Here is a 19,203-nt window from a genome sequence, read left to right on the forward strand (position 1 = left end):
CGTCACTCCGCCGGTGCGGCAGCGGCGGCCTGCACGTAGCGGTCGTAGCCCTCGTTCTCGAGGCGCTCCGCCAGCTCGGGGCCACCCTGCTCGGCGATCTTGCCCGCGACGAACACGTGGACGAAGTCCGGGCGGATGTAGCGGAGGATGCGCGTGTAGTGCGTGATGAGCAGCACCCCGAGGCCGGTCGCGCCCTTGGCACGGTTGACGCCCTCGGACACGATCTTCAGCGCGTCGACGTCCAGGCCGGAGTCGGTCTCGTCCAGGACGGCGAACTTCGGCTTGAGCAACTCGAGCTGCATGATCTCATGGCGCTTCTTCTCGCCACCGGAGAAGCCCTCGTTGACGTTGCGCTCGGCGAAGGCCGGGTCCATCTTGAGGTCGGCCATCGAGGTGCGAAGGTCCTTGATCCAGCCACGGAGGGCCGGCGCCTCGCCGTCGATCGCGGTCTTCGCGGTGCGGAGGAAGTTGGACACCGTGACGCCGGGGATCTCGACCGGGTACTGCATGGCGAGGAACATGCCCGCGCGGGCACGCTCGTCGACGCTCATCGCCAGGACGTCCTGGCCGTCGAGGGTGATCGAGCCGCCCGTGACGTGGTAGCGCGGGTGACCGGCGATCGTGTACGCCAGGGTCGACTTGCCGGAGCCGTTCGGCCCCATGATCGCGTGGATCTCGCCCTCGTTGATCGTCAGGTCGACGCCCTTGAGGATCTCCTTGACGCCCTGGTCGGTGTCGATGGCGACCTGCAGGTCACGGATTTCGAGAGTGGACATTGCGTTCCTTCGGTTGCAGCTGTGGTGCGGCGTCAGCCGCGGGAAGAGTGTGGGATGACGGTCAGTCGACCGGGACCGGCTCGTGCACGTCGACGTAGACGTCGCCGTCACGGACCTCGACCCGGAAGACCGGCACCGGCTCGTACGCCGGGAAGTTCTTCGGCTTGCCGGTCGCCAGCGAGAACTGCGACCCGTGCGCCCAGCACTCCAGCGAGTCGCCCTCGACGAAGCCCTCGGACAGCGAGATGTCGCCGTGCGTGCAGGTGTCACCGATGGCGTGCACCGTGCCGGCCGAGTCCTTCACGATCGCGATCGCGGTGCCGTCGACGACCGCGCGCATCGGGCTGTCCACCGCGATGTCGCTCTCGGCACAGACCTTCTCGGCCATCAGGCGTCGACCCCGGCGGCAGCGGCCTCAGCGGCGGGCGCGGCGAGGACCGTCCGGCCCTCCATCAGCTCCTGCTCGACGGCGGCGATGAGACGCTCCTCGAGCTCGGGCGCACCGATCTTCTGGATCACCTCGACCAGGAAGCCCAGGACGACGAGACGGCGGGCCTCTTCCTCCGGGATGCCGCGGGCCTGCAGGTAGAAGAGCTGCTCGTCGTCGAAACGACCGGTGGCGCTGGCGTGGCCGGCACCGGTGATGTCGCCCGTCTCGATCTCGAGGTTCGGGATGCTGTCGGCGCGCGTGCCGTCGGTCAGGACCAGGTTGCGGTTCTGCTCGTACGAGTCCGTGCCGGGGGCCGACCGTCCGATGAGGACGTCGCCGATCCACACCGTGTGTGCGCCCTGGCCCTGCAGCGCGCCCTTGTAGTTGACCCGGCTGCGGGTGTTCGGCGCGTCGTGGTCGACGTAGACCTGCTGCTCGATGTACTGGCCGGCGTCGGCGAAGTAGACGCCGTACATCTCGACGTCGCCGCCCTGCGCACCGAGGTGCGTGGACGGGTTGACGCGGATGACGTCACCGCCGAGCGAGACCACGACGTGCTTGAGGAAGGCGTCGCGGCCGACCTCGGCGAAGTGCGTCGAGACGTGCACCGCGTCGTCGTCCCAGTCCTGGACCGTGACGACGGTGAGTCGCGCGCCGTCGCGGACGACGACCTCGACGTTCTCGCTGAGGAGCGCCGTGCCGCGGTTGTCGATGACGACGATGCCCTGCGCGTGCGGCTCGGCCGTGATGACCGTGTGCGCCGCCCGCGGCTGCGAGCCGAAGTCGGAGCGGGTCACCGTGATGAACTCGTGCTCGTCGGTGCCCTTCACGGTGATCGCCAGGACGGCGTCACGCGCGCTCCAGGCGGCCGCGGCCGCCCGGTCCTCCGGCAGTCCGGCGCCGCCGACGCGGGGGTCGTCGCTACGACCCCACTCGACGTCGGCGCCCGCGGACTGGGTCGCGAGGAAGGGGTACGCCGAGCCGTCCAGCGGGCCGTCGAGCAGCGGCTGGATCTTGGCGAGCGGGGCGAACTTCCAGTTGACCTCTCGGCCGGTGACGACGGGGAAGGCGTCGACGTCGCCCGAGCGGAACCGCTCGGAACGCGTCTGCACCGGCACCTTGGTGTCCCAGCCGCCGTCGGAGTGCGCCCGGGCGCCGTGCTGGTCCGTACCGCCCGACGAGAGCGTGCTCGCGGGCTCCGTCGGCTGGTCGATGTGGGGAGGAGGGGTGGTGCTGGACATCTAGCCGACGGATCCTTCCATGCTCATCTCGATGAGCTTGTTGAGTTCGAGTGCGTACTCCATCGGGAGCTCGCGGGCGATGGGTTCGATGAAACCGCGCACGATCATCGCCATGGCCTCGTCCTCGGCCATGCCGCGGGACATGAGGTAGAACAGCTGCTCCTCGCTGACGCGGGAGACGGTGGCCTCGTGGCCGAGCTGCACGTCGTCGACACGGATGTCGATCGCCGGGTAGGTGTCGCTCCGCGAGACGGTGTCGACGAGCAGCGCGTCACAGCGGACCGTGTTGGCCGAGTGGTGTGCGCCCGGGTCGACCCGGACCTCACCGCGGTACCCGGCACGACCGCCACCACGGGCGATCGACTTCGAGACGATCGACGACGTCGTGTACGGCGCCATGTGGATCATCTTCGCGCCGGCGTCCTGGTGCTGGCCGGGGCCGGCGAAGGCGACGGACAGGGTCTCGCCCTTGGCGTGCTCACCGGCGAGGTAGATGGACGGGTACTTCATCGTGACCTTGGACCCGATGTTGCCGTCGATCCACTCCATGGTCGCGCCCTCGTGGGCGATCGCACGCTTCGTGACGAGGTTGTAGACGTTGTTCGACCAGTTCTGGATCGTCGTGTAGCGGACGCGGGCGTTCTTCTTCACGATGATCTCGACGACGGCCGAGTGCAGGGAGTCCGACTTGTAGATCGGAGCGGTGCAGCCCTCGATGTAGTGGATGTACGAGTCCTCGTCCGCGATGATCAGCGTCCGCTCGAACTGGCCCATGTTCTCCGTGTTGATGCGGAAGTAGGCCTGCAGCGGGATCTCGACGTGGACCCCCTTCGGGACGTAGACGAACGAGCCGCCGGACCACACGGCCGTGTTCAGCGCAGCGAACTTGTTGTCGCCGGCCGGGATCACGGTGCCGAAGTACTCCTCGAACAGCTCCGGGTGCTCGCGCAGCGCCGTGTCGGTGTCCATGAAGATGACGCCCTGCTGCTCCAGGTCCTCGCGGATCTGGTGGTAGACGACCTCGGACTCGTACTGCGCGGCGACGCCGGCGACGAGGCGCTGACGCTCGGCCTCCGGGATGCCCAGGCGCTCGTACGTGGTGCGGATGTCCTCGGGGAGGTCCTCCCACGACTCGGCCTGCTTCTCCGTCGACTTCACGAAGTACTTGATGTTGTCGAAGTCGATGTCCGACAGGTCGGCGCCCCACGAGGGCATCGGCTTGCGGTCGAAGAGCTTCAGCGCCTTCAGCCGGTTCGCACGCATCCACTCGGGTTCACCCTTGCGGCCGGAGATGTCGGTGACGACCTCTTCCGACAGGCCACGGCGCGCAGAGGCGCCGGCAGCGTCGGAGTCGGCCCAGCCGAATTCGTACTGGCCGAGCCCTTCGAGTTCTGGACGGTCGATGAGCACGTCGGACATGGTCTCCTCGTTTCCTTCTCGCAACAGCGTCTCCGGTACAACCCGGTGGTGTCGGACACCATTCCACCGCAGGCCGCCGACACGGCGGTCCATGGTGTTGCTGCCTCGCAACGTCGATGCTTCCACGCAGTCGCGGGACCGATCGGCGATCACGGCTCATTCGGAGCCGGCGCCTGCCTAGACTTGACTGCTGCTGAACCCTCGAATCCTACAGGTCCAGGGCCCGGAACAACAGGAAGGCACCACCCTCGTGACTCGCGTCGGCCCCACTGTCGAGCAGGACGTCCGGACTCCGACCACCTGGTGGTCACTCCCCCGCACCGTCGACCCGCGCGTCGTGGTCCTCGCCTGGGCGTCCTTCGCGGTCGAGGTCGTGCTCATCGGCACCGGTGGGCTGGTCCGCCTGACCGCCTCCGGCCTCGGCTGCCCCACCTGGCCGAAGTGCACCACCGACTCGCTCGTGTCGACGCCCGAGATGGGCATCCACGGCGTCATCGAGTTCGGCAACCGCCTCCTCACCTTCGTGCTGGTCGTCGTCGCGATCGCGATGTTCCTGGCGGTCGTCCGGATGCGGAAGACCCGGCCGGAGCTGTTCTGGCTGGCGTTCGCCCAGGGCGCGGCGATCCCCGTCCAGGCCGTCATCGGCGGCGTGTCGGTCATATCCGGCCTCAACCCGTTCGTCGTCGGACTGCACTTCGTCGTCTCCGCCGTCCTGACGAGCATCACCGCCGCGCTCGTCTACCGCTCGGTGACCGGCCCGCGTGTCCGCGACCGCATCGTGCCCCGCTGGTACTTCGCCGTCGTCCGCGGCACCGTGGTCGCCGTCGCCGTCACCGTCCTGGTCGGCATCCTCACCACGGGCAGCGGTCCGCATGCCGGGGCGAGCGAACGGGTGGACGGCGGCGCCGTGCACCGGACCGGCTTCGACACGCAACTCATGGAGCACCTGCACGCGATCCCCGCCTACGCGACCTTCGCCCTGACGCTCGTGCTCGTCATCGGAGCGGTCCGCCTCGGTGTCTCCAGCAGGAGCGCGCTGCTGTTGCTCGTCGTCGAGTTCGTCCAGATCGCGGTCGGGCTCACCCAGGCCCGCACCGGCCTCCCCGTCGGCCTGGTGGGCACCCACATGGTGCTCGCCGGCCTGCTCGTCGCCGCGATGACGGCGGTGGTGCTCTCCACCCGCTCGAGTGCCGGTCGGGACGCCGTCCGGGCCTGACCCGGCTCGGCCCCGCCGCGGCTGTGGGCCGGCCACTTCGTCACGGCAGCCGTCCGCGAGCGGTGATCCGCACCTCCCGGTCGGCCGCGGACCCGGTCCGGTCGCCGAAGGCGACAGGTCTGCGCGCACCTTCGGCCGCGAACCGTCGCTTCCGCGCAGGAGTCCGCCGGCACCGCACGCCGCTGCGCCGCTGCCGCCTGACCCCGGGCGCGAAAGCGAAAGATGAGTGCGGCCACGTTGCGGTGAACTGTCGCTTCCGAGCACGAGTCGGAGTCGGGAGCCGGACCGCGTCACCGCCGCACCCGGTCCCCGTCCCGGGCGCGGACGCGGACGCGAAAGCGACAGACTTGCGCGGACCTTCCGCCGCGAACTGTCGCTCTCGCGTCGGGGTCGGCAGCCGTGCCGCCAGCCTGCCGCCCGAGGCGCCCGACGCGCCCGCCCCACGAAGCGACGGCGGGCCCGACCTCCGAGGAGGCCGGGCCCGCCGTCACACCGGGTGGATCAGATCGTGAACGTGAACACTTGCGGGAGCAGCGGATCGATGCCGACCGCGATGAACAGCAGCGTCAGGTACGTGATCGAGCTGCGGAACACGCGCATCGGGTGGACCTGCTCCATGTGCTGGATCGCCCGGTTGTAGAGCAGGTGCGACTCGACGACGAACCAGATGCCGCCGGCGAGTGCGACCACCGTGTACAGCGGGCCCATGTTCGCGACCGGGACGAGCAGCAGCGAGCAGACCAGGGTCGCCCAGGCGTAGAGCACGACCTGCAGCCCGACGACGGTCCGCCCGCGCACGACGGCCAGCATCGGCACGTCGGCGGCGTCGTAGTCGTCGCGGTACTTCATCGACAGCGGCCAGTAGTGCGGCGGCGTCCAGAGGAAGATCACCATGAAGAGGACGACCGGCGCCCAGGTCAGCGAGCCGGTGACGGCCGCCCACCCGATGAGGACCGGCATGCACCCCGCAGAGCCGCCCCAGACGATGTTCTGCGGGGTCCGGCGCTTGAGCCAGAGCGTGTAGACGAACACGTAGATGAGGATCGCGGCGACGCTCAACGCAGCCGCCAGCCAGTTCACGAAGACGACGAGGACCGCGGTCGACACGATGCCGAGGATCCACGAGAACACCAGCGCTTCGCGGTCCGAGAGCTCACCGGTCACCAGCGGACGTGTGCTCGTGCGCTTCATCAGGCGGTCGATGTCGCGGTCGATGTAGCAGTTGAACGCGGACGCCGAGCCGGCCGACATCGCGCCACCGAGCATCGTCCAGAACACGAGCCACAGGTCGGGCACGCCGCGCTCGGCGAGGAACATCGTGGGCGCGGTGGTGACGAGCAGGAGCTCCATCACGCGCGGCTTGGTGAGCGAGACGTACGCCCGGACCTTGCGGGACAGCATCGACCGACGAACGGTGTCTGGCCTGGTCACGGTGGCAGTCGGCAAGGGAACCTCAGTCTGTTTCGCTGCAGCTCGCACGCTCGGGAGGACGTCACCGTCGGCGTCCGGGCGCGCGTGTCCGCGGAATGGTCGCGGATCACGATCAGTTTACGCGATCGAGGGCGCCACGACGATGTCCGGCAGCATCGCAGCGGGTCCGGGACACGCCCGGACGGTGACCGGCCACCGAACGGCCACCGAGGCCCGCCGGTCACCTGGGCACCTTCTGAGTGCCGGTTCACTATGCTGGAGAGGCCCTCCCGCAGCGTGCCCCGAAGACGTCGGCCGCGATCGAGCCGGTCGGCCGCCGGCAACGGCGCCGCGACGGAGCCCCGGGTGGGCACCATGTCCGTGCGATGGCACGAGCCCTCGCACATGTCGCATCAATGAAGGGTCAACATCCAAGTGGCTGAATTCACCTGGGACGCCATCGACCGGAAGGCCGTCGACACGGCCCGCGTCCTCGCCGCCGACTCTGTCGAGGCGGCCGGCAACGGTCACCCCGGCACCGCGATGAGCCTCGCGCCGCTGGCTCACCTCCTCTTCCAGAAGGTGATGCGTCGCGACCCGAGCGACTCCACGTGGATCGGCCGCGACCGCTTCATCCTGTCGGCGGGTCACGCATCGATCCTGCAGTACGTGCAGTTCTACCTGCACGGGTACGGCCTCGAGCTCGACGACCTCCAGCACCTCCGCAAGTGGGGCTCCAAGACGCCGGGTCACCCGGAGTACGGCCACACTGACGGTGTCGAGATCACCACCGGACCGCTCGGCCAGGGCCTCGCGTCCGCGGTCGGCTTCGCCTACGCGCAGCGCTTCGAGCGCGGCCTGTTCGACCCGGAGACCCCGGCCGGTCAGTCGCCGTTCGACCACTACACCTACGTGATCGCCGGTGACGGTGACATGCAGGAAGGCGTCACGAACGAGGCCGGTTCGCTCGCAGGTCGCCAGCAGCTCGGCAACCTCATCGCCTTCTACGACTCGAACCAGATCTCGATCGAGGACGACACCGACATCGCGTTCTCCGAGGACGTCCACGCCCGCTACGAGGCGCTCGGCTGGCATGTCCAGGTCGTCGACTGGAAGAAGACCGGCGAGTACCACGAGGACGCCGAAGCACTCTTCGCCGCCGTCGAGGCCGCCAAGCAGGTCCACGACAAGCCGTCGCTGATCGTCATCAAGACGATCATCGGCTGGCCGTCGCCCACCAAGCAGAACTCCGGCAAGATCCACGGCTCGGCCCTCGGTGCCGACGAGCTCAAGGGCCTGAAGGAGGTCCTCGGCTTCGACACCGAGAAGACCTTCGACGTCGACCCCGAGGTCCTCGACTACACCCGTGGCGCGATCGCCAAGGGCCAGGCCGAGCACGCCGAGTGGCAGAAGACCTTCGACGCGTGGGCCGCGGCCAACGCCGACAAGAAGGCACTGTTCGACCGGGTGCAGGCGAAGCAGCTGCCCGAGGGCCTCGAAGCCGCCCTCCCGGTGTTCAGCACCGAGAAGGCCGTCTCGACCCGCGCCGCCTCCGGCAAGGTCATCAACGCCATCGCGCCGCTGATGCCCGAGTTCTGGGGTGGCTCCGCCGACCTCGCCGAGTCGAACCTCACCACGATCGAGGACGGCAAGTCCTTCGGTCCGGCCGACGCCTCGACGAAGACCTGGACGACGGACCCGTTCGGCCGCGTGCTGCACTTCGGCATCCGTGAGCACGCCATGGGCTCGATCCTGAACGGCATCGTCCTGCACGGCAACACCCGCCCCTTCGGCGGCACCTTCCTGATCTTCAGCGACTACATGCGTCCGGCAGTCCGTCTCGCCGCCCTCATGAAGGCGCCCGCGATCTACGTCTGGACGCACGACTCCATCGCCCTCGGCGAGGACGGCCCCACGCACCAGCCGATCGAGCAGATCACCGCCCTCCGTGCGATCCCGGGTCTCGACGTCGTCCGCCCCGCGGACGCCAACGAGGTCGCGTACGCCTGGCTCGAGATGCTCAAGCACCAGGACCGCCCGGCCGGCATCGCGCTCAGCCGCCAGAACCTGCCCGTCTTCGAGCGTGGCGACGGTGACGCCTCGGGCGAGGTCTTCGCCTCGGCGAAGAACGTCGCCAAGGGTGCGTACATCCTCGCCGAAGCGCCGAACGGCACTCCGGACGTCATCCTCATCGGCACCGGCTCCGAGGTCCAGATCGCGGTCGACGCCCGTGAGCAGCTGAAGAGCGAGGGCATCAACGCCCGCGTCGTGTCCGCCCCGTCGCTCGAGTGGTTCTTCGAGCAGGACGAGGCGTACCGCGAGTCGGTCCTGCCGAAGGCCGTCAAGGCCCGTGTCTCGGTCGAGGCCGGGATCGCGATGAGCTGGCGCGACATCGTCGGCGACGCCGGCCGCAGCGTGTCGATCGAGCACTTCGGTGCCTCGGCCGACTACCAGAAGCTGTTCGAGGAGTTCGGCTTCACCACCGAGCACGTCATCTCGGCTGCCAAGGAATCGATCGCAGCAGCGTCCTGACCCACCGGGCCGGGTCCGGACATCCGGGCCCGGCCCTTCCGCACGGGAGGCCCGTGGCGGTCCCGCCACGTCCCTCCCGTGCCGGGGGCTCGACCCCCGCACAGACCACGGCTCCCCGGAGCCGACGAACGAAAACGAAGCAGAGAAGAAGCGAATGACTGACACCACCCCCACCGAAGCCCTCTCCGCCGTCGGCGTGAGCATCTGGCTCGACGACCTGTCCCGTGAGCTGCTGGAGACCGGCCGTCTCGAGAACCTCATCGCGGACCGCAACGTCGTCGGCGTGACCACGAACCCGACGATCTTCGCCTCGGCCCTCGCCAAGGGCGAGCGCTACGACGCGCAGGTCAAGGAGCTCGCCGCTGCGGGCACCGACGTCACGAACGCGATCTTCGAGATCACCACGCGCGACGTCGCCGACGCGTCCGACATCTTCGCCCCGATCTACGCCTCGTCCAACGGCTTCGACGGCCGCGTCTCCATCGAGGTCGAGCCGGGTCTCGCGCACGACACCGCGAAGACCATCGAGCAGGCGAAGTTCCTGTTCGACAAGGTCGGCAAGGAGAACGTCCTCATCAAGATCCCGGCGACCGTCGACGGGCTCGAGGCCATCACCGAGGTCATCGGCGCCGGCATCTCGGTCAACGTCACCCTGATCTTCTCGCTCGAGCGCTACCGCGCCGTCATCGACGCCTACCTCGGTGGCCTCGAGAAGGCCAAGGCCGCCGGCCACGACCTCTCGAAGATCCACTCGGTCGCGTCGTTCTTCGTCTCGCGCGTCGACTCCGAGATCGACAAGCGTCTCGACGCCGTCGGCTCGGACGAGGCGACCGCGCTCAAGTCGAAGGCCGGCATCGCCAACGCGCAGCTCGCCTACCAGGTGTGGACCCAGGCGTTCGCGACCGAGCGTGCCCTCGGCCTCCTCGAGTCCGGCGCGAACACGCAGCGCCCGCTCTGGGCCTCGACCGGTGTCAAGGACCCGTCGCTGCCCGACACCCTCTACGTGACCGAGCTCGCGGCCCCGAACACCGTCAACACGATGCCGGGCAAGACCCTCGAGGCCACGTTCGACCACGGTCAGATCCACGGCGATGCCATCGCCGGGACCTTCGACGACGCGAACCAGGTCATGGACCAGCTCGCCGCCGTCGGCATCGACTACGACGACGTCGTCGACCTCCTCGAGAAGGAGGCCGTCGAGAAGTTCAACGTCTCGTGGGGCGAGCTCGTCGACACCGTCAAGACGGCCCTCGAGAACGCCAAGTAAGAGTGACCGTCTCCATCGCCGCCAGCGGTGACGCGGCGCGGGCCATCGACACGGTGGTCCCGCGCCTCGTCACCGACCTGGTGGCGTCCGGGATCACGGCCCAGGACGCCGCGCTGTGGGGTCCTGCAGCCGAAGCCGAGGCGTCGAACCGCCTCGGCTGGGTCGAGGCCGTCTCGGTCTCGCGCCCGCTCGTCGCCGAGGTCGTGGCACTCCGCGACCAGCTGCACGAGCAGGGCGTCGACCGGGTGGTCCTCGCGGGCATGGGCGGATCGTCGCTCGCGCCGGAGGTCATCGCCCGGACCGCCGGCGTGCCACTGGTGGTGCTCGACTCCACCGATCCCGCGCAGGTCCGGGCCGCGCTCACCGACCTCGAGCGCACCGTGCTCGTCGTGTCGTCGAAGTCGGGCTCCACGCTCGAGACCGACTCGCAGCGCCGGGTGTTCGAGCAGGCGTTCCAGGACGCCGGCATCGACCCCGCCGGGCGGATCGTCGTCGTGACGGACCCGGGCTCCACGCTCGAGTCCGCGGCGCAGCAGGCCGGGTACCGCGTCTTCACCGCCGATCCGACCGTCGGCGGCCGCTACTCCGCACTGACCGCCTTCGGGCTGGTCCCGGCCGGGCTGGCCGGCGCCGACATCGCGGAGCTCCTCGACGAAGCCGACGCCATCAGTGTGCTGCTCGCCGTCGACACCGACGAGAACCCCGGCCTCGTGCTGGGCGCGGTCCTCGGCGGGACCGCTCCGCTGCGCGACAAGATCGCCATCGTCGCGGACGGCACCCACATCCTCGGCTTCGGTGACTGGGTCGAACAGCTCATCGCCGAGTCGACCGGCAAGGACGGCACGGGGCTGCTCCCCGTCGTCCTCGACGTCGACGCCCCCGAGCTCGGCGCGGGTCTGCCCGACCTCCAGGTCGTGCGGCTCGTCGGGTCCCGCGACGACGAGCGCCACGTCGCCGACGGCGAGCTGGAGATCACCGGCACGCTCGGTGGTCAGTTCCTGGTGTGGGAGTACGCCGTCGCGGTCGCCGGGCGCCTGCTCGGCATCAACCCCTTCGACCAGCCCGACGTGGAGGCCGCCAAGGTCGCCGCCCGCAGGCTGCTCGACGGCCCAGCGACACCGGACGTCACGCCGGCCTTCGAGGAGCATGGCATCGCCGTGTCCGCGACGGGTGGAGTCGACGTCGGGACGACGCTCGCCCAGGCCGTGTCGGGCCTCCTGGCCGGTCTCGGTGCCGAGGGCTACGTGGCCGTCCACGCTTACGTGGACCGCGCCGCCGGTGCCGGCCTCGTTTCGCTCCGCGACCAGCTGGCCGCTCGTACCGGGCGGCCCGTCACCTTCGGCTTCGGGCCCCGGTTCCTGCACTCCACGGGCCAGTACCACAAGGGCGGCCCCGCGAACGGCGTGTTCCTGCAGATCGTCTCCGACGAGCAGGACGACCTCGCCGTCCCCGGCCGCCCGTTCACGTTCGGCCGGCTCATCCGAGCCCAGGCAGCCGGCGACGCGAGTGTCCTCGCGGAGCACGGCCGCCCGGTGCTGACCCTGTCGACGCGGGACGTCCCCGCGGCGGTGGCGGTCATCGCGGCTGCACTCACAACCTGATTCAAAGGAGTTCACCGACATGTCACCGGTGGCGATCACCCCGGAGCACAATCCGCTCCGGTTGCCCGCGGACCGTCGACTGAACCGGATCGCGGGTCCCAGCACCCTCATCATCTTCGGGGTGACGGGAGACCTCTCCCGGAAGAAGCTGATGCCCGCGGTCTACGACCTCGCGAACCGGGGGCTCCTGCCCCCGGGATTCGCGCTGGTCGGGTTCGCTCGGCGCGACTGGGAGGACCAGGACTTCTCCCAACTCGTCCACGATGCCGTCAAGGAGCACTCGCGGACCCCCTTCGACGAGGACGTCTGGCGTCAGCTCGAACAGGGCATCCGCTTCGTCCAGGGATCGTTCGACGACCCGGAGGCGTTCCGGCTGCTCAAGGAGACCGTCGACACGCTCGACGCCGAACGTGGGACGCTCGGCAACCACGCCTTCTACCTCTCCATCCCGCCGAAGATGTTCCCCGTGGTCACGGAGCAGCTCAAGGTCTCGGGCCTCACCGAGAAGCGCGACGGCTCCTGGAGCCGCGTCGTGGTCGAGAAGCCGTTCGGCTCCGACCTCCGCACCGCACGTGAGCTGAACGCCATCGTCGAGAGCGTCTTCGCTCCCGACGACGTGTTCCGCATCGACCACTACCTCGGCAAGGAGACCGTCCAGAACCTCCTGACGCTGCGGTTCGCGAACCAGATGTACGAACCCATCTGGAACTCGAACTACGTCGACCACGTGCAGATCACGATGGCCGAGGACATCGGCGTCGCCGGACGAGCCGCGTACTACGACGGGATCGGCGCGGCGCGCGACGTCATCCAGAACCACCTCCTGCAGCTCCTCGCCCTCACGGCGATGGAGGAGCCCGTCTCGTTCAAGGCCGGACACCTCCGTGCCGAGAAGGAGAAGGTGCTCTCCGCGGTCCGCCTGCCCGAGGACCTGTCCACGGCGACCAGCCGCGGGCAGTACGCCGGTGGGTGGCAGGGCGGCGAGAAGGTGCTCGGGTTCCTCGAGGAAGCGGGCATGAACCCCGAGTCCACGACCGAGACCTTCGCGGCCATCCGTCTCGACATTGCGACCCGCCGCTGGCAGGGCGTCCCGTTCTACCTGCGTGCCGGCAAGCGACTCGGTCGTCGGGTGACCGAGATCGCGATCGTGTTCAAGCGCGTGCCCGAGGACGTCTTCGGCATCGAGCAGTCCCCGCTCGGCCAGAACGCCCTCGTGATCCGCGTGCAGCCGGACGAGGGCGTCACGCTCCGCTTCGGTTCGAAGGTCCCGGGCGTCGGGACGCAGGTCCGCGACGTGACGATGGACTTCGGCTACGGCCACGCGTTCACCGAGGCCTCTCCCGAGGCCTACGAACGGCTCATCCTCGACGTGCTCCTCGGTGACCCGCCGCTGTTCCCGCGGCACCAGGAGGTCGAGTTGTCCTGGAAGATCCTCGACCCGATCGAGGAGTTCTGGCGGACTCAGGGCCAGCCCGAACAGTACCGTCCCGGCACCTGGGGCCCGGCTTCGGCCGACGAGCTCCTGGCCCGCGACGGTCGGACCTGGAGGCGTCCATGAAGATCGACCTGCCGAACACCACGGTCTCGAAGATCCAGAAGACCCTGGTGCACATCCGCGAAGAGGGCGGCGCCGTCGCCCTGGGCCGCGTCCTCACCCTCATCGTCTCGACCGCCCTCGGTCGCGAGGAAGAGGCGATCGAGGCCGCGAACCAGGCGTCCCGCGAGCACCCGATGCGCGTCGTCATCGTGTCGAAGAACGAGGGGGACGTCGCGTCCCCCGGCCGGCTCGACGCGCAGATCCGCGTGGGTAGCGACGCCGGAGCCAGCGAGGTCATCGTCCTCCGTGCCTACGGCGAGACCGCGGCGGACGAGGAGAGCCTGGTCACCGGGCTGCTGCTGCCCGACGCGCCCGTCGTGGCCTGGTGGCCGGAAGCCGCGCCGGAGAAGCCCTCGGCGTCCCCGCTCGGCCGGATCGCCCAGCGTCGCATCACGGACGCAGCCGCTCAGAAGGACCCGAACGCGGCGATCATGGCGCTGGCCGACTCCTACGCACCGGGTGACACCGACTTCGCGTGGACCCGCCTGACCCTCTGGCGGAACCAGCTCGCCGCCGCGCTCGACCAGCCGCCGTTCGAGCCGATCACCGCGGTGGAGGTCTCGGGCGCGTTCGACAGCCCGTCGACCGTCCTGCTCGCGGCCTGGCTCGGACTGCAGCTCAAGGTCCCGGTGGAGGTCACCACCTCGCCCCGGGCGACCGGTTCGAGCGGCATCCACGGCGTCAAGCTGATCCGCGAGTCCGGGACCATCGAACTCGAGCGGTCCCTGGTCGACGTGGCGACGCTGTCGATGCCCGGTCAGCCGACGCACGACCTGTCCCTGCCCCGTCGGAACCTCCGCGACTGCCTGGCCGAGGAACTCCGTAGACTCGACCCGGACGTCCTCTTCGGAGACGTCGTCAAGCACGGGGTGGCCAAGCTCCGCGAACGCATCGCGGGCTGAACCACCACGGTCCGGCCGCCCGTCCTCCCCCACCCGCACGGTGGACGGTCGGACGGCCGGCCGGACCGGCCCGCGGGCACACCGACCGCACACGAACACAGGAGTCACGTGACCAACGAACGGCGGGTGCTCGTGCACCCCGACAAGCAGGCCCTCGGCGCCTCCGTCGCCGCACGCTTCATCACGAAGATCATCGACGTCCTCGACGAGCAGGGGCGGGCCGACATCGCGATCAGCGGGGGCTCCGTCTCCACCCTCGTCCTGGCTGCGATCGGTCAGTCGCAGGCGAAGCAGAGCGTCGACTGGTCGAAGGTCCACGTCTGGTGGGTCGACGAGCGCTGGGTGCCGGAGGGGGACGCGGACCGCAACATCACCGGCACGCAGACCGACTTCCTGGACCACGTGAGCATCCCGGCGGAGAACATCCACCCGATGGCTCCGTCGGACGCCGGCATCAGCATCGACGAAGCCGCCGAGCAGTACGAGCGCGAACTCCTCGCCGCTGCCCCGGACTCCGCCGAGACGCCCCGGTTCGACATCACGCTGCTCGGCGTCGGACCGGACGGCCACACCGCATCGCTGTTCCCGGAGTTCCCGCAGCTGCGCATCACCGACCGCAAGGTCGTCCCGGTCGACGACTCCCCCAAGCCGCCGGCACAGCGCCTGACGCTCACCTACCCGGTGATCAACGCCTCGCAGCGCGTCTGGGTCATCCTGTCCGGAGCCGAGAAGGCATCGGTCCTCGGGCTGGCACTCGCGGGCGCTTCGGTCGACGAGGTCCCCGTCGGCGGCGTGCAGGGTCGGAAGCGCACGGTCTTCTTCGTCGACCAGGACGCCGCACGCGACGTCCCGGAGAACCTCATCGCGTCGACGTACTGACGCACGCGGCGCGTGACGCGCCTGCACACGGACGGGAGGCCCGGTACCAGCTGGTACCGGGCCTCCCGTCCGTCGTCCGCTCCCGGACCGTCACGGCGATGACAGAGAAGGCCCCCGCGCCGATCGGTGCGGGGGCCTTCTCTGTACCCGGTGGTGGTCTACTTGGCTGCGGTCCCGCGGCGCTGGCGCAGCTGCTGGAGCGCGTCCTCGAGGAGCTGCGCTGCCTCTTCCTCGGTGCGACGCTCCTTCACGTACGCGAGGTGCGTCTTGTACGGCTCGGTCTTGGCGACCTGCGGCGGGTTCTCCTTGTCACGACCGGCCGGCAGACCCGTGGACGGCGAGTCGACCGTCTCCGGGATCTCGTCGTCGGGCAGGTTCGCGGCGAAGTACCGGACGACCTCGTTGCCCATCGCGTCCCAGTAGGAGATGGCCACACGCTCGGCCTGGACCCCACGGTCCTGTTCGCCCATCGGGCCCGCGCCGACGCGCGACCCGCGGATTGCGCTTCCTCCGGATGCCATGTCAGCTCCCTGCCGTGAACTTGTTGATGAGACCGAGCACGATGATGCTGGAGATCCAGAGGAGCCCGAGGATCACCGTGATGCGGTTCAGGTTGCGCTCGGCGACGCCAGATGCCCCGAGGTTGCTCGTCACACCACCGCCGAACATGTCCGAGAGGCCGCCACCGCGGCCCTTGTGCAGGAGGATGAGGAGCGTGAGCAGGAGGCTCGTGATCGCGAGCAGGACCTGCAGCACGACGGAGAGTATCGCCACGACGTACCTTTCGTGTCAGTCAGCCATCCGAGTATACCGGTCACGCGGAGCGCGGTCGGGACCCGGACGGGCTGGGCGGTTCGGGAGGGGCACAGCACGAGGCGCGACGGGCGGTGCCCGTCGCGCCTCGGCGGTGCTGGTCTAGAGACCGACGTGCTGCTGGAACCGCGCGATGGCGGCGAACTCCTGCACGTCGAGGGACGCGCCACCGACGAGGGCGCCGTCGACGTCGGGCTCGCGGAGGAAGCCGGCGATGTTGCCCGACTTGACCGAACCGCCGTACAGCACCCGCGTGTCGGCAGCGGCCTGGTCACCCCAGGCGGCGGCGATCCCGCGGCGCAGCGCAGCACATTCGTCCTGCGCCTGCTCTGCGGTCGCTGCCTGGCCGGAGCCGATGGCCCACACCGGCTCGTACGCGACGACGATCTCGGACGGCTGCACGGTGCCGAGCACGACCTGGAGCTGCTCGACCGGCACGACGCCGGCCCCGCGCTGCTCCCGCTGCTCGCCGGTCTCGCCGACGCAGACGACCGGCACGAGACCGTGCTTCACGGCAGCGGCGGTCTTGGCGGCGACGACCTCGTCCGTCTCTCCGTGCATGGTGCGACGTTCGGAGTGACCGACGATGACGTACTTCGCGTCGAGTGCCGCGAGGAAGGCGCCCGAGACGTCACCGGTGTAGGCGCCCGAGTCGTACTGCGAGAGGTCCTGGGCACCGAACGCCAGCGGCAGCTTGTCCGCCGAGATCAGGGTCTGCACGCTTCGCAGGTCGGTGAACGGCGGGAACACCGCGACCTCGACGTCCGCGTGGTCGTGCCGGGCGTCCTTGAGGGTCCACGCGAGCTTCTGGACGGTCGCGATGGCCTGGAGGTGGTCCAGGTTCATCTTCCAGTTCCCCGCGATGAGCGGCGTGCGGCTCATGCGGACCACCCGAGTGCTTCGAGACCCGGCAGCGACTTGCCCTCGAGGAACTCGAGGCTCGCTCCACCACCGGTGGAGATGTGGCCGAACTGGTCGTCCGTGAACCCGAGCGACCGGACCGCGGCGGCGGAGTCGCCACCGCCGACCACACCGAGACCGTCGACCTCGGTCAGCGCCCGGGCGACCGTCTTCGTGCCGGCGGCGAAGGCCGGGAACTCGAACACGCCCATCGGGCCGTTCCAGAAGACCGTCTTCGACGCGGAGACCGCTGCCGCGAACCGCTCCGCCGTCTCCGGTCCGATGTCCAGGCCGATGCCGTCCGTGCCGAACGACGACGACTCGATGGCGTCCGCGGCGACCGTCACGTGCTGGGCGTCCGCGGCGAACCCGGAGGCCACCACGACGTCGGTCGGCAGGTCGATGGTCACGCCGAGCTCGGTCGCCCGCGAGAGGTACTCGCGGACCGTGTCGAGCTGGTCCTGCTCGAGCAGCGACTTCGCCACGCCGTGGCCCTGGGCCGCGAGGAAGGTGAAGAGCATCCCGCCACCGATGCAGATCGTGTCGACCCGAGGCAGGAGGTGGTCGATGACACCGAGCTTGTCGCTGACCTTCGAACCACCGAGTACGACGGTGTACGGCCGCTCCGGGTCCTTCGTCAGCCGCTCGAGCACGGTCAGTTCCTGCTCGATGAGCTGACCGGCAGCGCTGGGGAGCGCCGACGCCAGCTCGTAGACGGAGGCCTGCTTGCGGTGCACGACACCGAAGCCGTCGGAGACGAAGGCGTCCCCGAGTGCGGCGATGCGCTCCGCGAAGGCGGTCCGCTCGGCGCCGTCCTTCGAGGTCTCCTCCGGGTTGAAGCGGAGGTTCTCGAGCAGCAGGACGTCACCGTCCTCGAGGGCCTCGGCAGCCGCGGTCGCGTCGTCGCCGACCGTCTCGTCGACGAAGGCGACCGGCTTGCCGAGCAGCTCGGACAAGCGCTGGGCGACGGGCGCGAGTGAGTACTCGGGCTTCCGTTCGCCGTCGGGCCGGCCGAGGTGGGACACCACGACCACGCGCGCACCGGCGGTGATCAGGGTGTTCAGGGTGGTGAGCGACGCCCGCACGCGGCCGTCGTCCGTGATCGTGCCGTCCTTGAGCGGGACGTTCAGGTCACAGCGGACGACGACACGCTTGCCGGCGAGGTCGCCGAGGTCCTCGAGGGTGCGGAGAGCCATCAGGTCAGAGCTTCTCGCCCACGAACTCGGTCAGGTCGACCAGGCGGTTCGAGTAGCCCCACTCGTTGTCGTACCACGAGGTGATCTTGACGAGGTTGCCCATGACCTTGGTCAGGCCGGAGTCGTAGATCGAGGAGTGCGGGTCCGTGGTGATGTCGGTCGACACCAGCGGGTCCTCGCTGTAGAGCAGGATGCCCTTCAGCGGACCCTCGGCGGCGGCCTTGTACGCCGCGTTGATCTCGTCGACGGTGACGTCGGCCTTGGTCTCGAGCGTGAGGTCCGTGATCGATCCGGTCGGGACCGGGACGCGGAGCGCGAAGCCGTCGAGCTTGCCGGCGAGCTCCGGCAGGACCAGGCCGATGGCCTTCGCTGCACCGGTGGAGGTCGGGACGATGTTCAGCGCGGCCGCACGGGCACGACGCGGGTCCTTGTGCGGGCCGTCCTGCAGGTTCTGGTCGGCGGTGTACGCGTGCACGGTGGTCATGAGACCGCGCTCGATGCCGAACGCGTCGTGGAACACCTTGGCGAGCGGCGCGAGGCTGTTCGTGGTGCACGAGGCGTTCGAGATGATGTGGTGGTTCGCGGCGTCGTAGGTGTCCTCGTTCACGCCGAGGACGATCGTGACGTCGTCACCGGTCGCCGGGGCGGAGATGATGACCTTCTTGGCACCGGCGTCGATGTGCTTCTGCGCATCGGCGGCCTTCGTGAAGAAGCCGGTCGACTCGATGACGATGTCGACACCCAGCTCGCCCCAGGGCAGGTTGGCGGGGTCACGCTCGGCGAGGACCTTGATGGCCTTGCCGTCGACGACGATGTTGTCGCCGTCGAGCTCGACGGAGACGCCGAGCTTGCCGGTGATCGAGTCGTACTTGAGCAGGTTCGCGAGGGACGCGTTGTCGGTGAGGTCGTTCACCGCCACGATCTCGAGGTCGCTGCCCTTGGCCAGAGCGGCGCGGAAGAAGTTACGGCCGATCCGGCCGAAGCCGTTGATGCCGATCTTGACGGTCAATGGATCTCCTGTTGG

The 19,203-nt window shown here is 69.3% G+C and carries 17 protein-coding genes; 7 read left to right on the forward strand and 10 right to left on the reverse strand.

Annotated features, from left to right (window positions below):
- Positions 1-2: 2 nt before the first annotated feature.
- From sufC to sufB, 4 genes are all read right to left on the reverse strand, one after another.
- Positions 3-776, reverse strand: a complete 774-nt coding sequence (sufC, locus tag DEJ25_RS02965) for a Fe-S cluster assembly ATPase SufC (RefSeq protein WP_111043735.1) — start codon at positions 774-776, stop codon at positions 3-5.
- Positions 777-837: 61 nt separating this feature from the next.
- On the reverse strand, positions 838-1,164 hold the full coding sequence (locus DEJ25_RS02970) for a non-heme iron oxygenase ferredoxin subunit (protein WP_375334532.1): 327 nt from the start codon (positions 1,162-1,164) through the stop codon (positions 838-840).
- Positions 1,164-2,447, reverse strand: a complete 1,284-nt coding sequence (gene sufD / locus DEJ25_RS02975; RefSeq protein WP_111043737.1) for a Fe-S cluster assembly protein SufD — start codon at positions 2,445-2,447, stop codon at positions 1,164-1,166. The genes DEJ25_RS02970 and sufD overlap by 1 nt, the downstream gene beginning before the upstream one ends.
- Entirely contained in the window at positions 2,448-3,866 is a 1,419-nt protein-coding gene (gene sufB, locus DEJ25_RS02980; protein ID WP_110902235.1) for a Fe-S cluster assembly protein SufB, read from the reverse strand.
- A 250-nt stretch (positions 3,867-4,116) separates the two neighbouring features.
- Here sufB and DEJ25_RS02985 point away from each other — a divergent pair, with 250 nt between their 5' ends.
- Positions 4,117-5,082, forward strand: a complete 966-nt coding sequence (locus DEJ25_RS02985) for a heme A synthase (protein WP_111043738.1) — start codon at positions 4,117-4,119, stop codon at positions 5,080-5,082.
- Positions 5,083-5,583: 501 nt separating this feature from the next.
- Here DEJ25_RS02985 and DEJ25_RS02990 read toward each other — a convergent pair.
- Positions 5,584-6,513: a heme o synthase gene (locus DEJ25_RS02990; RefSeq protein ID WP_181421450.1), complete on the reverse strand. Its 930-nt coding sequence runs from the start codon at positions 6,511-6,513 to the stop codon at positions 5,584-5,586.
- 414 nt (positions 6,514-6,927) lie between these two features.
- Between DEJ25_RS02990 and tkt the strand changes: the two genes are divergently transcribed.
- The 6 genes from tkt to pgl all read left to right on the forward strand — a co-directional run bounded on the left by tkt (position 6,928) and on the right by pgl (position 15,270).
- Positions 6,928-9,024, forward strand: a complete 2,097-nt coding sequence (gene tkt / locus DEJ25_RS02995; protein WP_111043739.1) for a transketolase — start codon at positions 6,928-6,930, stop codon at positions 9,022-9,024.
- 154 nt (positions 9,025-9,178) lie between these two features.
- A complete protein-coding gene (gene tal / locus DEJ25_RS03000) occupies positions 9,179-10,291 on the forward strand; it encodes a transaldolase (RefSeq protein ID WP_110902231.1) in 1,113 nt (370 codons plus the stop codon).
- A 2-nt stretch (positions 10,292-10,293) separates the two neighbouring features.
- Positions 10,294-11,892, forward strand: coding sequence for a glucose-6-phosphate isomerase (locus DEJ25_RS03005; protein ID WP_111043740.1), 1,599 nt, complete (start codon positions 10,294-10,296; stop codon positions 11,890-11,892).
- 19 nt (positions 11,893-11,911) lie between these two features.
- Positions 11,912-13,450, forward strand: a complete 1,539-nt coding sequence (zwf, locus tag DEJ25_RS03010; RefSeq protein ID WP_110902229.1) for a glucose-6-phosphate dehydrogenase — start codon at positions 11,912-11,914, stop codon at positions 13,448-13,450.
- A complete protein-coding gene (locus tag DEJ25_RS03015) occupies positions 13,447-14,391 on the forward strand; it encodes a glucose-6-phosphate dehydrogenase assembly protein OpcA (RefSeq protein WP_110902228.1) in 945 nt (314 codons plus the stop codon). The genes zwf and DEJ25_RS03015 overlap by 4 nt, the downstream gene beginning before the upstream one ends.
- Before the next feature lie 108 nt (positions 14,392-14,499).
- On the forward strand, positions 14,500-15,270 hold the full coding sequence (gene pgl, locus DEJ25_RS03020; RefSeq protein ID WP_111043741.1) for a 6-phosphogluconolactonase: 771 nt from the start codon (positions 14,500-14,502) through the stop codon (positions 15,268-15,270).
- A gap of 158 nt (positions 15,271-15,428) precedes the next feature.
- Here pgl and DEJ25_RS03025 read toward each other — a convergent pair whose 3' ends face one another.
- From DEJ25_RS03025 to gap, 5 genes are all read right to left on the reverse strand, one after another.
- Positions 15,429-15,791, reverse strand: a complete 363-nt coding sequence (locus DEJ25_RS03025) for an RNA polymerase-binding protein RbpA (protein WP_110902226.1) — start codon at positions 15,789-15,791, stop codon at positions 15,429-15,431.
- A 1-nt stretch (position 15,792) separates the two neighbouring features.
- On the reverse strand, positions 15,793-16,044 hold the full coding sequence (gene secG / locus DEJ25_RS03030; protein ID WP_110825023.1) for a preprotein translocase subunit SecG: 252 nt from the start codon (positions 16,042-16,044) through the stop codon (positions 15,793-15,795).
- 141 nt (positions 16,045-16,185) lie between these two features.
- Positions 16,186-16,965, reverse strand: a complete 780-nt coding sequence (gene tpiA / locus DEJ25_RS03035; protein ID WP_111043889.1) for a triose-phosphate isomerase — start codon at positions 16,963-16,965, stop codon at positions 16,186-16,188.
- Positions 16,962-18,179, reverse strand: a complete 1,218-nt coding sequence (locus DEJ25_RS03040; protein ID WP_111043742.1) for a phosphoglycerate kinase — start codon at positions 18,177-18,179, stop codon at positions 16,962-16,964. The genes tpiA and DEJ25_RS03040 overlap by 4 nt, the downstream gene beginning before the upstream one ends.
- A gap of 4 nt (positions 18,180-18,183) precedes the next feature.
- A complete protein-coding gene (gap, locus tag DEJ25_RS03045; protein ID WP_110902224.1) occupies positions 18,184-19,188 on the reverse strand; it encodes a type I glyceraldehyde-3-phosphate dehydrogenase in 1,005 nt (334 codons plus the stop codon).
- Positions 19,189-19,203: the final 15 nt, after the last annotated feature.

The organism is Curtobacterium sp. MCPF17_011, from assembly GCF_003234145.1.
GTDB lineage: Bacteria > Actinomycetota > Actinomycetes > Actinomycetales > Microbacteriaceae > Curtobacterium.